At 70.3% G+C, this 15,637-nt stretch carries 12 protein-coding genes; 4 read left to right on the top strand and 8 right to left on the bottom strand.

All coding sequences use genetic code 11. From position 1 onward, the window contains the following. The first annotated feature begins 52 nt into the window (after positions 1 to 52). The gene (locus AB0761_RS05330; RefSeq protein WP_377267791.1) at positions 53 to 3,016 is read left to right on the top strand and encodes a carbohydrate-binding protein; all 2,964 of its coding nucleotides are present in this window, start codon (positions 53 to 55) and stop codon (positions 3,014 to 3,016) included. A 436-nt stretch (positions 3,017 to 3,452) separates the two neighbouring features. On the opposite strand, the gene AB0761_RS05325 is transcribed toward AB0761_RS05330, so the two are convergent. Then, complete coding sequence (locus tag AB0761_RS05325; RefSeq protein ID WP_377267790.1) at positions 3,453 to 4,724, bottom strand: multidrug effflux MFS transporter; 1,272 nt, start codon at positions 4,722 to 4,724, stop codon at positions 3,453 to 3,455. A gap of 109 nt (positions 4,725 to 4,833) precedes the next feature. Continuing rightward, positions 4,834 to 5,850, bottom strand: a complete 1,017-nt coding sequence (locus AB0761_RS05320; protein WP_377267789.1) for a zinc-dependent alcohol dehydrogenase family protein — start codon at positions 5,848 to 5,850, stop codon at positions 4,834 to 4,836. Between the two features lie 273 nt (positions 5,851 to 6,123). Between AB0761_RS05320 and AB0761_RS05315 the strand changes: the two genes are divergently transcribed. Continuing rightward, positions 6,124 to 7,008, top strand: coding sequence for a helix-turn-helix transcriptional regulator (locus AB0761_RS05315; protein ID WP_377267788.1), 885 nt, complete (start codon positions 6,124 to 6,126; stop codon positions 7,006 to 7,008). A gap of 13 nt (positions 7,009 to 7,021) precedes the next feature. Here AB0761_RS05315 and AB0761_RS05310 read toward each other — a convergent pair whose 3' ends face one another. The 6 genes from AB0761_RS05310 to AB0761_RS05285 all read right to left on the bottom strand — a co-directional run bounded on the left by AB0761_RS05310 (position 7,022) and on the right by AB0761_RS05285 (position 12,798). After that, positions 7,022 to 7,294 (bottom strand): hypothetical protein, encoded by a 273-nt coding sequence (locus AB0761_RS05310; RefSeq protein WP_377267787.1) that lies wholly within the window; start codon positions 7,292 to 7,294, stop codon positions 7,022 to 7,024. Between the two features lie 185 nt (positions 7,295 to 7,479). Further along, positions 7,480 to 7,899, bottom strand: coding sequence for a cupin domain-containing protein (locus AB0761_RS05305; RefSeq protein WP_377267786.1), 420 nt, complete (start codon positions 7,897 to 7,899; stop codon positions 7,480 to 7,482). Positions 7,900 to 7,949: 50 nt separating this feature from the next. Next, the gene (locus AB0761_RS05300) at positions 7,950 to 8,924 is read right to left on the bottom strand and encodes an aldo/keto reductase (RefSeq protein ID WP_377267785.1); all 975 of its coding nucleotides are present in this window, start codon (positions 8,922 to 8,924) and stop codon (positions 7,950 to 7,952) included. A 205-nt stretch (positions 8,925 to 9,129) separates the two neighbouring features. Beyond that, positions 9,130 to 9,981, bottom strand: a complete 852-nt coding sequence (locus AB0761_RS05295) for an aldo/keto reductase (protein ID WP_377267784.1) — start codon at positions 9,979 to 9,981, stop codon at positions 9,130 to 9,132. 27 nt (positions 9,982 to 10,008) lie between these two features. Beyond that, a complete protein-coding gene (locus AB0761_RS05290; RefSeq protein WP_377267783.1) occupies positions 10,009 to 11,043 on the bottom strand; it encodes an alcohol dehydrogenase catalytic domain-containing protein in 1,035 nt (344 codons plus the stop codon). Positions 11,044 to 11,391: 348 nt separating this feature from the next. Continuing rightward, positions 11,392 to 12,798 carry an MFS transporter gene (locus tag AB0761_RS05285; RefSeq protein ID WP_377267782.1) on the bottom strand — a complete coding sequence of 469 codons (1,407 nt, stop codon included), beginning with the start codon at positions 12,796 to 12,798 and terminating at the stop codon, positions 11,392 to 11,394. Positions 12,799 to 12,964: 166 nt separating this feature from the next. On the opposite strand from AB0761_RS05285, the gene AB0761_RS05280 reads away from it, so the two are divergent. Then, on the top strand, positions 12,965 to 13,855 hold the full coding sequence (locus tag AB0761_RS05280) for a helix-turn-helix transcriptional regulator (protein WP_377267781.1): 891 nt from the start codon (positions 12,965 to 12,967) through the stop codon (positions 13,853 to 13,855). Positions 13,856 to 14,116: 261 nt separating this feature from the next. Further along, the gene (locus tag AB0761_RS05275) at positions 14,117 to 14,917 is read left to right on the top strand and encodes an ABC transporter ATP-binding protein (RefSeq protein WP_377267780.1); all 801 of its coding nucleotides are present in this window, start codon (positions 14,117 to 14,119) and stop codon (positions 14,915 to 14,917) included. Positions 14,918 to 15,637 lie beyond the last annotated feature (720 nt).

The raw sequence follows: 15,637 nt of genomic DNA, 5'->3' as shown, positions 1-15,637 counted from the left end.
CGTCACTACTGTGCCGTCGAAATCTCCGGCTCCTTCCACCCCACGGAGCGTCATGCCCTCCTCATCCCCCAGGCGGGGGCGCAGCATCACGCTGCCCACCGCCGTCCTTGTCGTGCTGGGACTGCTGGTCGCCCTGGCCGCGGCGTGGAACGCACAGCCCGCCCACGCCGCCTCCAGTACCTACGAGGCCGAGAACGCCTCCCTGTCCGGAGGTGCGGTTGTCGGTTCGGACCACACCGGCTTCACCGGCACCGGCTTTGCCGGCGGCTACACCGACGGCAACAAGGGCACCGCGAACACCAGCTTCACGGTCAGTGCCGTCGGCTCCGGTGCCTACACCTCAACGCTCCGCTACGCCAACGGCACCAGCGCGACGATGACGCTGTCGGTCTACGTCAACGGCAGCAGGACCGGGCAGATCTCGCTGCCGGCCACCGCCGACTGGAACACCTGGGGCACGCTGTCCAGCACGGTGAACCTCAACGCCGGCAGTGACACCATCGCCTACCGGTTCGACGCGGGCGACAGCGGCAACGTCAACCTCGACAACATCACCGTCGCTGCGGTGACCCCGCCCCCGGCGGGCCAGTACGAGGCCGAGAACGCCTCGCTGTCCGGAGGTGCGGTTGTCGGCTCGGACCACACCGGCTTCACCGGCACCGGCTTCGTCGGCGGCTACACCGACGGCAACAAGGGCACCGCCAACACCGCTTTCACCGTGACCGCAGCGAGCGCCGGAGCCACCCCCGTGGCCCTGCGCTACGCCAACGGCACCGGGTCGACCCTGACCCTGTCGGTGTATGTCAACGGGACCAGGATCCAGCAGGACCAGCTCGCGGCCACCGGGGACTGGAACACCTGGGGCACCCACACCGACAACCTGAGCCTGAACTCCGGCACCAACACCATCGGCTACCGGTTCGACACCGGCGACAGCGGCAACGTCAACCTGGACAACATCACCGTCGGCACCGCCACATCGAGTCCCTCCCCGAGCCCGACGCCGACCCCCACCGGCGGCACACCCTCGGGCCAGGCCTACCAGGCCGCATCGGCCTTCTGGACCGGCGGTCCCTCCCTGGCCACCGGCTTGTCCGGCTACACCGGCAGCGGCTACCTCACCGGCTTCACCACCCAGGGCGCCGTGGTCGACTTCACCGCGTACGTCCCCTCGGCCGGTACCTACCCGGTCGCCCTCGCCTATGCGAATGCGACGGGATCCACCCAGACGATCTCCCTGTACCTCAACGGCGTGAAGAGCGGTCGCATCAGCCTGCCCTCCGGCAGCGGCTGGCTCCACGCAACCCAGAACGCCGCCCTGCGCTCGGGACTCAACCTCATCGCCTACCGGACCGACTCCGGTGACAGCGGCAATCTGTCCGTCAACAGCATCACCGTCGACGGAGGAACCGCCCTCGCCGACAAGGGTGCCACCGTCGCCTACACCGAGTACCAGGCCGCAACCGCGCAGACCAACGGGACCGTGCTGCCGTACAGCACCACCTATCCCAGCCTGCAGGCGGAGTCGACCGGCCGGCAGGCCGTCCAGCTCACCGCCACCGGCCAGTACGTCCAGATCACCCTGACCAAGCCGGCCAACTCGGTCGTTGTGCGTTACTCCATCCCGGCCGGGAGCGACGGCTCCACCGCCACCGCGCCCCTGGCCCTCTACGCCAACGGAAGCAAGCTGCAGGACCTCTCCCTGACCACCAAGTACTCCTGGCTCTACGGGGGCGGATACACCGACACCCACTCCCCGGCCAACGGCGCAGCTCACCACTTCTACGACGAGACCCGTGCCCTGATCGGCAACTGGCCTGCGGGAACGGTCCTCAAGCTGCAGAAGGACGCCGCGGACACGGCAGCGTCCTACACCATCGACGCCATCGACACCGAGCAGGTCGACCCGGCCTACACCATGCCGTCCGGCTATGTGTCCGTCACCGGCTACGGCGTCACCCCGGACAGCGGCGCCGACGCGACCTCCGCGATCAACAGCGCACTCAGCGCCCTCTCCGGCACCGGCCAGGGCCTGTGGTTCCCCGCCGGCACCTACAGGATCTCCGGGCAGATCAGCCTCAACAATGTCGCCGTCCGCGGCGCGGGCGAGTGGTACACCACACTGCAGTCCACCGCCGAGAACGGCTCCGGCGGCCTGTTCGCCACCGGCGGCACCAACCAGATCGCCGACCTGACCGTCGCCGGCGACCAGACCTCACGCAACAACAACTCCGGCGCCGCAGGCATCGAGGGCAACTTCGCCTCGGGCTCCCTGATCCTCAACGTCTGGATCGAGCACACCAAGGTCGGTATATGGACCGACTCCGGAAACGGCCTCTACGTCTTCGGAACCCGGGTCCGCGACGTCTTCGCCGACGGTGTCCACTTCCACGGCGGCACCGCCAACTCGCGCGTCGACCAGTCGGTTGTACGGAACACCGGTGACGACGAACTCGCCCTGGACACCGAGAACGGCAATGTCACCGGGTGCGCGCTCACCCACAACACCGTCCAGAGCCCGATCCAGGCCAATGGAATCGGCGTGTACGGCGGCGCCGCCAACACCGTGCAGAACAACATCGTCTCGGACACCGTGGCGTTTGGATCCGGCATCACCGTCAGTACCGCCTTCGGCGCCGGGTTCTCCGGCCCCACCACCGTCTCCGGCAACACGCTGACCAGGGCCGGCTCCTACAACTCCAACTGGGGCTCCTCCCTCGGGGCCCTGTGGATCTACGCCAATCAGTACGACATCACCCAGCCCGTCACCGTCACGGACAACACCATCAGCAACAGCACCTACCAGGGCGTGCTGCTGAGCTACGCCAAGCAGATCAGCAACCTGACACTGGACCATCTCACCATCAGCGGCGCCGGGACGTACGGCATCGACATCTCCAACGTCACCGGCAGCATGACCGCCAACTACGTCACCGTCACCGGTGCCGCCTCGGGCGGCCTCAACAACTCCGGCGGCTACACCGTCAACCGGGGTCCCGGGGACAGCGGCTTCTGAGCCGGCCCGCCCGGCTGCGAACGCCTTCCCTTGAGGAGTTCGCAGCCGGGCGCCCGGGCTGCCCGGCGGCAACTGTTCACCGGGTCTCAGCGAAGCTGCGGACGGACACCGGGGCTCCCAGGAGGCGGAGCCACGGCCACTCCACAAGGGGCGCTGCCAGGTCTGGCCGACGAGGTGGCGGCCGATGCTGTGAGGGGAGTTCCTCGGTGACGTGGAGGAAGTCTGACGTACGGAACTGCCGGCTCATCCGGCACGTAGGCCATTCTGGCCGTGGGCGTGTCCAGCGGTTCCGTTCACCGACCAGCGCCGGAGCGCCCGTTCAAGCGGTGTCTCATCAGCGCAGGGCACGCTCGCGTGACCCTTCTCAGCCCGCGCCGGCCATCAGCCGAACAAGAGGCTGCCTCGCGTGCGTGCGGAACAGCCTCTTTCAGTGGATTCAGAACTGCGGCGCCGGAGAGGACGGTTGGGGCTGTGCGGCCGTGTCGACCTGACTGGGTGTCGTTCTGGAGCGTTGCAGGGTGATCAGGTACACGGCCGCGGCGAGGACGGTGGCGGTGACGGCGACCAGGCCGAGTGGGAGAGCGGTGTGGGCGCTGCCGAGGCCGACCAGGGGTGCGGCGAGGCCGCCCAGCGCGAAGCGAGCCAGGCCGAGCAGGGAGGAGGCGGTGCCGGCGAGGGTGGGGTAGTTGGCCAGCGCGAGCGAGGTGGTCGGTGGGGTGGTGACCGCGACGCCGCCGACCATGGTGAACAGTGACAGGACTACCGCGGTCAGCGGGAGGTGCAGGACCGCGGTGGTCAGGAGGCCGCCTGCGCCGCCCAGACACATGGCCAGGCCCGTGACCAGGGTGCCGCGTTCGGACCAGCGCTCGGCGAGCCGTCCGGCGGAGAAGCCGAAGAGCATGAAGCCGAGCGAGTTGAGGCCGAACGCGAATGCGTAACCCTGCGGGGACAGACCGTAGATGCCCTGCAGGACGTAGGTGGCACCGCTGAGGTAGGCGAACAGGGAGGCGTTGACCAAGCCGGTGACCAGCACGGCGCCGAGGAGAACCCGGTCGCCGAGCAGGAGCCGGAAGTCGCGTCCGGCCTGGGCGAGGCCGCCGCTGGTCCGGGCGGACGCAGGCAGGGTCTCGCGGAAGACCGGCAGGCAGGCCGCCACGATGACGACGCCGATCGCGGCGAGGACGACGAAGAAGCCGCGCCAGTCGGTGAGGGAGGCGAGTTGCCCGCCGAGGACGGGGCCGATCACCGCGGCGAGTCCGGCGATGACGGTCAGGCGGCCGTAGTAGCGCATGAGCCGGCCGCCGGAGTAGAGGTCGCGGCCCGCGGCTTGGGCGATGACGATGCCGACTGCGCCGGCCAGGCCCTGGACGATGCGGGCGGCGATCAAAGTGGCGATGGTGGGGGCCAGCGCGCACAGGACGGAGGTGAGGACGTAGGCCAGAGTGCCGGCCAGCAGCGGTCGGCGGCGACCGAAGCGGTCGGATATCGGTCCCGCGACCACCTGCCCGAAGGCCAGACCGAGCAGGCAGGCGGTGACCGTCAACTGCGCGGTGGAGGTGGCGGTGTGCAGATCGTCGGTGAGTGCGGGCAGGACGGGCAGGTACAGGTCCATCGAGATCGGACCGAAGACGGTCAGCAGCCCGAGGGTGATCGCCAGGGCGCGGCCGACGGTCGGCTCCCGCGAACTGGCGTGGTGCTGATGGGTCACGGGACTCCTGTCAACAGTGGGCAACGCTCGGCCGGGGTGCGGATGGGCGCACCGGGTTGGAGGCCGGGCGCCGCTCGCCCTGCGGCGAGCGAGCGGCCGGGGCGGTGGGTCAGACACGGAGCAGGGCCTTGACGGCCCGGCGCTCGTCCATCGCCCGGTACGCCTCCGCGGCCTGGTCGAGCGGGAGTTGAAGGTCGAAGACCCTGCCCGGGTTGATCTCCCCGCGCCAGATCAGCTCGATCAGGCGCGGAAGGTACGCGCGGACCGGGGCCGGGCCTCCGTGCAGGTGGACCTGGGAGAAGAACAGCTCCGTGCCGTCCAGGGCGACGTCGTGGTTGACTCCGACGAAGCCGACGTGGCCGCCGGGGCGGGTGGAGCGGACTGCCTGGAGCATGGACTCCTGGGTGCCGACCGCCTCCACGACCGAGTGTGCCCCGAGGCCGGCGGTGAGCTCCTTGATCCTCTCCACGCCCGCGTCCCCGCGCTCGGTGACGATGTCCGTGGCTCCGAAATCCAACGCGAGCTTTTGGCGCTGCTCGTGACGGCTCATCGCGATGATCCGCTCGGCGCCCAACTGCTTTGCGGCAAGCACCGCGAGCAGGCCCACCGCGCCGTCGCCGACGACCGTGACCGTCTTGCCCGGGCCCGCCTGCGCGGCGACCGCGCCGAACCACCCGGTGCCCAGTACGTCGGAGGCGGCCAGCAGATCCGGGAGCAGATCCGCGTCGGGCATGCCCGGAGTCGGGACGAGCGTACCGTCCGCGTTGGGAACCCGGGCCAGGTCGGCCTGGGCGCCGCTCATGAACTCTCGGTGCACACAGGACGAGGGGTAGCCGGAACGGCAGATTTCGCAGGTGCCGTCGGAGGTGGCAAAGGAGCCGACGACAAACTGGCCGGGCCGGACGCTTGTCACCTCGCTGCCGACCTCCTCGACCACGCCGACATATTCGTGGCCCATCCGGACCGGGTTCTTCACGGGCTCGATGCCGCGGTAGGGCCACAGGTCGGATCCGCAGACACAGGTCGCGGACAGCCTGATGACCGCGTCGGTCGGGGCCAGGATCTTGGGGGCTTCGAGCTGCTCCACCCGGACGTCGCCGGGGGCGTGCATCACGACACTGCGCATGGGTGTGCTCCTTGCAAGGGTAGGGCGGCGGGCCGCCCGCGCGGCGACCGAGGTTGTCAGGGCTATGAAGAGCTGGTCCGCCCGGTCGGGCGGGGTGCACGCGGAGTCGACCCCCGTTGTCACCCGCGGGCGGGCTCTCCGGTGCGGTTCGGCCGGCACGGGAAGCGCCTCTGCACCCAGGTAACCGCCCTTCCGATCCCGTGGGGAGTTCCTGGCAAGGGGTGTACCAGCAGTACATCCCTTCGACTGCGGTCCCGGCGTATCGTCGGCGACGTGGACAACCGTGAGGAAGTCCGCGAGTTCCTCATCTCGCGGCGAGCCAGGATCACCCCTGAACGGGCGGGACTGCCTACCGGCAGCAAGCGCCGCGTGCCCGGACTGCGCCGTAGCGAGGTCGCCGCCTTGGCGGACGTCAGTGTCGAGTACTACGCCAAACTCGAGCGAGGCAACCTCGCCGGCGCCTCCCCCCAGGTCCTCGAAGCGGTCGCCCGCGCCCTGCAGCTCGACGACGCAGAACGCGCCCACCTGCTCCACCTGGCCCAGGCCGCCGACGGCTCCGACACCCTCGCCCGCCCGCGCCGCCGCGGCAAACCGTGGACCGCGCACCCGAGCCTGCAATGGACTCTGGACGCCGTCACCGCCGGACCCGCCTTCGTCCGCAACGGCCGGATGGACCTGCTCGCTGCCAACCAGCTCGCCCGCGCCTTCTACGCCGACGCCTACGCGAGTGGCCCGCAGCCAAACCTTGCCCGGTTCCAGTTCCTCGACCCCGTGTCCCACCGCTTCTACCCCGACTGGGACCTTGCCGCCGACATCGCCGTCGCCATCCTGCGCACCGAGGCAGGCCGCGACCCCCACGACAAGGACCTGCACGACCTGGTCGGCGAGCTGTCCACCCGCAGCGACGAGTTCCGCACTCGCTGGGGCGCCCACAACGTGCGCCACCACGGCACCGGCACCAAACGCTTCCATCACCCGGTCGTCGGCGAACTCACCCTCGCCTACGAGGGCCTCCAGATGGCCGCCGCCCCCGGCCTCGTCCTCACCATCTACACCGCCGAACCCGGGTCCCCCTCCGAAGAAGGCCTGCGCCTCCTCGCCTCTTGGGCGGCCACCCAGGAATCCGCCGCCACCGATCCGAGCCTCCCAGCGGGCTGAGAAGGGCCGTCGATCAACGGCTCTGTTCCGTCATCGGTGGTAGCGGGAGCTCGGCGAGTTCAGTCATCTCAGGGCAGGCGGCCCGCCGCTCCCGAAGGAGCGCGGTGTCCTTCTCCCGCAGGTTGTCGCAGTGGGTGAAGAGAAGGCGGTTGAGCCTGGCGCGAGGTGGTGACGGGCCAGGAGGATGCATCGGTGTCACGGGGCACAGCGTCCACGGCGGCCCGAGCAGCCGGTCGATGAAGAGTCCCTTGAGGGCAGTGCGGCGCCACTCGCAGGACCAGGCCATGACGGGCTCTTCGGCGAGGTGGGGGAGGTCGAAGGCGACGGCGCGTGGGTTCGCACATTCCTGGCCCTGAACGGCACGGAACCCGCACGGCACGCCGCGGTCAAGAGCGGTGTCGCGTGCGGGTTCCGTAGCGGCGCGGCGCGCCGGGCAGTGAGCGGCCTCCTTGACGTGTCGCGTGTTCGGAGTCAGTGACTGCGGGTGCGTGGGGCGGTGTACTGCTCGTCGGTGATGTGCTCCAGCCAGGTGGTCTCGGGCCGGTCGTCGTCGGGGGCGGTGCCGTCCCACAGGGCGAGGTGCTGCATGAAACGGTCCTCGGTGGCGCCGTGCCAGTGCTCCTCGCCGGGCGGGCAGGTCACCGTCTCACCAGGGTGGGCCTCGAAGACCGAGCCGTCGCGGGTGCCGATCAGGGCGATCCCGGCGACGACGTGGAGGGTCTGGCCGACGGCGTGGCGGTGCCAGGCGGTGCGGGCTCCGGGGGCGAAGCGCACCATGTTGGCGCGCAGCCGGGACGGGTCCTGCCCGGCGTGGATGACGTCGAACCAGACATCACCGTTGAACCACTCCTGCGGTCCCTTGCCGGTCGGCCGGGGCCCGACGAACTCCACGGGGTGCTCCTTGCTCTCGTGCGGGTGTGGGATGGATCCGGGGGCGGCGGTCAGCGCTCCATCATGCGCATCTGGGCCTCGTTGTGGGTGTCTCCGGCGGCCGGGGGGAGGCTGGTGAGCTGGGCGAGCTGCTCGTGGGTGAGCCGGACGGCGTCGGCGGCGGCGTTCTCCTCGACGCGGGCGACGTGCCGAGTGCCGGGGATGGGGGCGATGTCGTCGCCCTGGGCCAGCAGCCAGGCGAGGGCGACCTGGGCCGGGGTGACGCCGATCTGGGCGGCGATGGCGGCGACCTCGTCGGCCAGGCGCAGGTTGTGCTGGAAGTTCTCCTCGGTGAACCGGGGGTTGTCGGCGCGGAAGTCGGTGGGGGCGAACTGGTCGGTGGAGCGGATCGTGCCGGTCAGGAAGCCGCGTCCCAGGGGGGAGAAGGGGACGAAGCCGATGTTCAGCTCGCGCAGCACCGGCAGCACGCGGGCCTCGGGGTCCCGGGTGAACAGCGAGTACTCGGACTGCACGGCGGTGACCGGGTGGACGGCGTGAGCACGGCGGATGGTGTCGGGGCCGGCCTCGGACAGGCCGATGTGCCGGATCTTGCCCTGGCCGACCAGCTCGGCCAGGGCTCCGACGGTGTCCTCGATCGGAGTGCCGGGGTCGACGCGGTGCTGGTAGTACAGGTCGATGTGGTCGGTGCCCAGGCGCTTGAGGGAGCCCTCGACGGCGGCCCGGACGCCGGCCGGGCTGCTGTCGGGACCGCCCTGGCGGCCGGTGTGGGAGATCAGGCCGAACTTCGTCGCGAGTACGACCTGGTCCCGGCGTCCCTTCAGGGCGCGGCCGACGAGTTCCTCGTTGGTGAAGGGGCCGTAGACCTCGGCGGTGTCGATGAAGGTGACGCCCAGGTCCAGGGCGCGGTGCACGGTGCGGATGGACCCCGCGTCGTCGGTGCCGGCGCCGGTGTAGCCGTGGGACATGCCCATCGCGCCCAGACCGATGCGGGCGACGTCCAGCTGACCCAGCTTGATGTGCTGCATTGTTCCTCGCTTCTCCTGATGAATTCTGGTGTTCGGGGGTGATGAATCAGATGCACGTGATCATGCTCCTTCCCCTTGGGACGAGGTGTCCGGGGTCGGGGCGATGTCGTTGACGGCTGCCGGGGCATTGCGGGTAGGGGGTGCGGCTGAGGCACCCCGCAGCTGGTGATGCAGAGCGAGGCGCTGTTGAGGTCTGCCCGTCCCGTCAGCCGTCCAGGCGGCGCTTGCTGAGCCAGGCGACCATCTCGGGGTCGTGGTGGTCGAAGAACAGGGTCGCGCCGGTGTCGAGGGCGGCGATGGCGGCCATCTGGTCGTCGGTGAGCTGGAAGTCGAAGACGTCGATGTTCTGCGCCATCCGGTCGGGGTTGACCGACTTCGGGATGGCGACGACGCCGCGCTGGATCAGCCAGCGGAGCACGACCTGCGCCACGGACTTGCCGTGCGCCTCACCGATCCCGCTCAGGACGGGATGGGTGAACAGGTCGTTCCTGCCCTCGGCGAAGCCGCCCCAGGACTGGTGTTGGACGCCGTGCTCATGCATGAGGTCCTGATCGGCGGTGCGCTGGAAGAAGGGGTGGGTCTCGATCTGGTTGACCGCCGGCGTGACCTCGTTGTTGAAGGCGAGGTCCAGGAGCCGGTCGGGGTAGAAGTTGGCGACGCCGATCGCCTTGGCCAGGCCCTCGCGGTTCACCGCTTCCATGGCCCGCCACTGGCCGTAGACGTCGCCGAAGGGCTGGTGCATCAGGTACAGGTCGAGGTAGTCCAGGCCGAGCTTGCGCAGCGAGGTATCGAAGGCGCGTCGGGTGTTCTCCTGCGCGGGCGCGTCCTGGACCCACAGCTTGGTGGTGACGAACAGTTCCTCGCGCGGGATGCCGCTGGCCTTGATGGCGCGGCCGACAGCCTCCTCGTTGCCGTAGGCGGCCGCGGTGTCGAGCAGCCGGTAGCCGGCCGCGAGGGCTTCGGAGACGGCCTGTTCGGTCTGCTCCGCCGGGATCTGGTAGACGCCGAAGCCGAGGATCGGCATCTGGACGCCGTTGTTGAGGGTGACGTGCTCCATGGGGTTCTTCCTTGTTGTGTCGGTGGGTCAGAGGGTGATGAGGGCCTTGAGGACGCGGCGGTCGGTCATGGCCTGGTAGGCGTCCGGGGTCTGCGCGAGGGTGAAGGTCTGGTCGAAGACGCGGCCCGGTTCGATGGCACCGTCCAGGACATCGGGCATCAGCTCCTCGATGTAGGCGCGGGCCGGGGAGACGCCTCCGGTGAGGGTGATGTTCTTCATGATCATCGACGGGCCGACGGGGCCCTCCTCGTACTGCGGGACGCCCAGGCGGCTGATGATGCCGCCGTCGATGACTGTGCCGAACGCAGCGTCCAGGGCCTGGCGGGCGCCGACGGCCTCGATGACCTTGTCGACGCCGTGGCCGCCGGTCAGGTCGCGGACACGGGCGATGCCTTCGTCGCCGCGTTCGGCGACGACGTCGGTGGCGCCGAACGCACGGCCGAGGTCGGTGCGGGCGGTGTGGCGGCCCATGAGGACGATCTGTTCGGCGCCCCGGCGCTTGGCCGCGATGACCGCGCACAGGCCGACCGCGCCGTCGCCGATCACCAGTACGCGGTCGCCGTTGCCGACGCGGGCGGTGACGGCGCCGTGGTGGCCGGTGCCCATGACGTCCGACAGGGCCAGCAGCGACGGCAGCAGCGCGGAGTCCGCGCCGACCGGGAGCTTGACCAGGGTGCCGTCGGCGTGGGGAACGCGCACCGCCTCGCCCTGACCGCCGTCCACCCCGTCCAAGCCGTACCGGCCGCCGTGCCGGCACGAGGAGTGCAGGCCCTTGCGGCAGAAGTCGCAGGTGTTGTCGCAGTAGGTGAACGGAGCGACGACCAGATCACCGGCCCTGATACCGGAGACACCGGAGCCGGTCTCCTCGACCACACCCAGGAACTCGTGCCCCATGGGGCGCCCGGTGCCGGTGGCGGGCATCGACTTGTAGGGCCACAGGTCGCTGCCGCACACGCACGACAGCACGACCCGGACGACGGCGTCGGAGGGCTGCTGGATCTTGGGGTCGGGCCGGTCCTCTATCCGGACGTCGCCGGCGCCGTACATCACTGCTGCACGCATGAAAGCTGCTCCTGCTCTTGAAGTCCGCCGGTGTCCGGCGGCCCGGGTGTTCGCATCGGTGGCCCGGCCGGGTTCCGTCGGTCGGGAGGGGGGTGGGGTGTTCAGCGTTCGAGCGGCTGCCGCCTGGCTTCGGTGTGGCTCTCGCCTACGGCGGGGGCAGGCTGGAGAGCTTGTCGACCTGTTCGGCGGTGACTGCGGGACATCCCCATGGCGCCCAGGCCGGTCCAGGAGACTTCCCGTTCACGTAGCTTGATGTGCTGCATAATGTTTCCATCCCTTTTTTCCGTTTTCTGGCTCAGTCTGTGTCCTGGGAAGCGGACTACCGTGCAGGCGTGACGCCGAGCCGGGTCACGCCCGAGCGGTGGGCCGAAGCAGGAAGCTGACCGCGGTGGTGAGCAGGACTGCCGCGGCGGCGATCAGCAGGCTGGTCTCGAGCCCGGCCGCCAGGTGCCCGCGGTCGGCGATCAGCGCACCAAAGATCGCCACCGCAAGCGCGCCGCCGACCTGGCGGGAGGTGTTCAGCACGCCGCTGGCCGTGCCGGCCTGCCCGGCGGGCACGTGGTCGAGCAGCAGGGAGGTCAGGGCAGGGACGGCCAACGAGCCGCCCGCGCCGACCGGGACCATCGCCGCGATCAGCAGCCACGTCGGCGCAGAGGTGGGAACGAACGCCAGCAGGACCAGGCCGGCCGTCATGGCCACCTGCCCGGTGATCACCGGCATCCGGGCGCCGAACCGGGCGGCGAACCACGCCGCGGTCGGGCTGACGAACGCCGTCAGCACGGTCATCGGTACGAACGTCAGCCCCGTGGCCAGCGCCGACATCCCCTGCGCCTGCTGAAGGTACAGGCTGAGCAGGAAGATCATTCCGTAGAAGCCGACGTTGAGCGCGAAGCCGATCGCCGCCGAGACCACCATGGTGCGCTCGCGCAGCAGCGCCGGCCCGACCATGGGGTGCCGGCCCCTCGCCTGCGACACCACGAACACCACGGCGGCGACCACCACCACGACGAACGCGACAACCACTGCCGGGGCGGTGAAGCCGTCGGCGCCGGCCTCGATCGCCGCGAACGTGAGCGCGCCCATCGCCGCGACCGCCGACAGCTGCCCCGTCCAGTCGAACGGCGCGCGCGGTGAACGCGGTGGACGCGGCGAGCGAGGGGTGCGGGCCAGGAGGGCCAGGGCGATCAAGCCGACGGGCAGGTTGACGAAGAAGATCAGCCGCCAGTCGATCTGGCTGAGGAAACCACCGGCGACCGGACCGGCCGCCGACCCGGCGGAGCCGCCCAGCGCCCACACGGAGATCGCTTTCGCCCGGCTGCCCGCGTCCGGGAACGCCTCCCGGATCAACGCCAGAGAGGACGGCACGATCACCGCGGCTCCGCCGCCCTGCACCAGCCGCGCGACGACCAGCACTCCCAGGTCCGGTGCCGGCCCGCAGGCAGCCGAGGCGGCCACGAACACGGCCAGGCCCACGACGAACGTACGGCGGGCCCCCAGCCGGTCGGTCAGTGAACCCGCCGACAGCAGCAGAGCGGCGAACAGCAGCGTGTAGCCGTCGACCACCCACTGCAGCCCTTTGATGTCACCGCCCAGGCTGCTCCGGATCGACGGCAGCGCCACGTTGACCACCAAGGCATCCAGCGTGATGACGAAGAAACCCAGCAGTGCCGCCCCCAGCGCCGCGGAGGCGCCGGGACGGCGCGGCGCCGGGGCATCTGGTGCTGGTGCGGCGGTCGCGGCAAGGGAGACGGACACGGGGCGATGCTCCTGGTCAAGGCGGGTGAAGAGGTGACGTCATCCACCATGGCGGCTCGCCCGGCCGACAGGGAGACCGGGTTCTGCCAGGGGGTGGTCAGAGGGGGGTACGGCAGGGCCCCCCTCGCGGATACCGCCCTGGTGGCCGCGTTGCGACACTGGCTGTATGGCACCCGAGCAGCACACTGTCGGCGACGAACTCGCGCGCTTCCTGCGCGCCCGCCGCACCCAGACCAGCCCCCAGGCTGTCGGCCTCACCCCCGGGCCCGGCGTTCGCCGCACCCCTGGCCTGCGCCGCGAGGAACTGGCCACGCTCGCCGGGGTCAGCATCGACTACTACACCCGCCTGGAGCGAGGCAAGGAGACCCGGCCCGGTCCCGGTGTCATCGATGCCCTCGCCCGCGCCCTCCAGCTCGACGACGACGAACACCACCACCTGCGCGAGCTCGCCGTCCGGGCCTCCCGTTACGCGCCCCAGCCGCCTCCCCCGCCCAGCCGGACGGTCCGCCCCCACCTCAAGCTGCTGCTGGACGCGATGCGCCCGAACCCGGCCTACATCGTCAGCCGCAGCATGGACCTGCTCGCCTGGAACCCCGCCGGCCTGGCCCTGTACGCGGGCATCAGCGACTGGCCGGCCACCCAGCGCAACCTCGCCCGCTACCTCTTTCTCCACCCCGCCGCCCGCGAGCTGTTCCCCGAGTGGGAGACCCAGGTTCGCGGCTGCGTCGCCCGCCTGCGTGCCGAAGCCGGCACCAACCCCGACGCGCCCGATCTCACCAGCCTCGTCGGCGAACTTCTTCTCAAGAGCCCCGATTTCGCCAAGCTCTGGGAGCGCTACGAGGTCATCGGCCGAAAAAAGATCCAGAAGACCTTCCACCACCCGAAGGTCGGCGTCCTCACCCTCAGCAGCCAGAGCATGAACCTGGAGGGGACCCCCGGCCAGCGCCTCGGCGCCTACACCGCCGAACCCGGCACCCCCGACCACGACGCCATGCTCCTGCTCGATCTCACCGCACCGGCAGACCCTGCACATCGCAACCCCGTGAAGACCGATTGACCGTCTCTTTGAGCCTCGCGGCGGGCCGTCACCCGCGGACCTGTGCTGATCACCTGCGGACCTGTGCTGAAGCTGGGCCGACGCCGTTCCCCCACGCCCGGACGGACCGGGACTACCGCGACGTGATCGCTCCACCGCGACGACGGATTCAACCGCCGTACTCGTCTTCCCGCCACCGCTCCGGTCTTCCCGTCACCGCTCCGGCCCGGCCAGACTGATCCAGTGCGCGCCCAGCCTCGCCGACGGGAAGGAATCGAGACATTGCCCAGGCAGAACGCCGATGAGCCGAGATCCGCGCACGACGACCGGCAGCCGGCGCTGCGGTTGACCGGCCTGCACAAGGCATTCGGAGGCAAGGTCGCGGTCCGCCACGTCGACCTGACCGTCCCGCAGGGTTCCTTCTTCGGCCTCGTCGGGCCCAACGGCGCCGGCAAGACCACCGCGCTGTCCATGGCAGTCGGCCTGCTGCGCCCGGACGACGGACACTCCGAGGTCTTCGGCGTCGACGTCTGGTCCCATCCCGTCCAGGCCAAGGCCCTGCTGGGAGTACTGCCCGACGGCCTGGCGATGCCCGAGCAGCTCACCGGCCGCGAGGTCCTGACATTCATCGGCCGGCTGCGCGGCATCGAGCCCGCCGTGCTCACCGAACGCGTCGACGAGCTGCTCGACATCACGCAGCTCAACGACGCCGAGCGCACCCTCGTCGTCGACTACTCCACCGGTATGCGCAAGAAGATCGGGCTCGCCGCCGCGCTGCTGCACCGGCCGCGGCTACTGGTGCTCGACGAGCCTTTCGAGGCGGTCGACCCGGTTTTTGGCGCCACGCTCAAGACGATCCTGCTGCGCTTCGTCGCCTCCGGCGGGTCGGCCATCCTGTCCAGCCACGTCATGGCCCTTGTTGAGCAGTTGTGCGACACGGTCGCCATCATGGCCGAGGGCAACGTGGTTGCCGCCGGACCGCTGAACGAGGTACGCGGCGACAGCACGCTCGAGGAAGCCTTCGTCCGCCTCGTCGGCGCCGACGCGAGGGCGGGGGAAGGGCTGTCGTGGCTGGCGTTCTGATCCGGATGAAGTTGCGGATCATCCGCAACTCCATGACCGGCGGCAAGGCAGCCTGGATGATCACCGGCGCCGTCCTGGGCGTCGTCCTGGCCGCGGCCACCATCGCCCTGGCCCTTGCCCGGTTCGAGGCGCCGGGACTGACCGCCGATCTGCTCGCCACGACCTACCTCATCTGGATGCTCGGCTGGATCGTCGGCCCGCTGTGGGGCGGCTCGGCGGTCCTGCGCGTCGACCACTTCGCGCTGCTGCCGTTGCCTCGCCGGAAGCTCGCCCTCGGACTGCTCGCTGCCACCTTCGTCGGCATCACCACCGCGGTGACCACCCTCGCGTTCCTCAGCCTCATCGTGTACGGCATCCGCCTCGGCGTGGGTCCGGCGCTGGTGTCGACAGCGGCCGCCGCCGCGGAGCTGGCGTTCGTGGTAGTGCTTTCGCGGGTCACGTACGCCGTCTTCGGCGCGGTCGCCGGCTCCCGGTTCGGCGCCGCCCTCACCGGCGTGATGTTCGCGGCCATGATGGTGCTCACCCAGTCCGGCTGGATGCTCATCGTCGCGGTCGCCTACTCCCGGGTGCTCACCACCGGCTTCCCACCGCCATGTCCACCGCGGTCCGCGCGATTCCCTCCGGGTGGGCTCTGGTCGCCGTCGACGACGCCGGCCAAGGACAGTGGTGGCAGTCGCTCGGCACCCTGGTCGGCCTCATCGCCCTGTGCGCGCTGCTGCT

The organism is Peterkaempfera podocarpi (assembly GCF_042466665.1).
GTDB classification, from domain to species: Bacteria; Actinomycetota; Actinomycetes; order Streptomycetales; family Streptomycetaceae; genus Peterkaempfera; species Peterkaempfera podocarpi.
The sequence above is the reverse complement of the archived record's forward strand: the minus strand, read 5'-3'. Positions and strand labels throughout refer to the sequence as shown.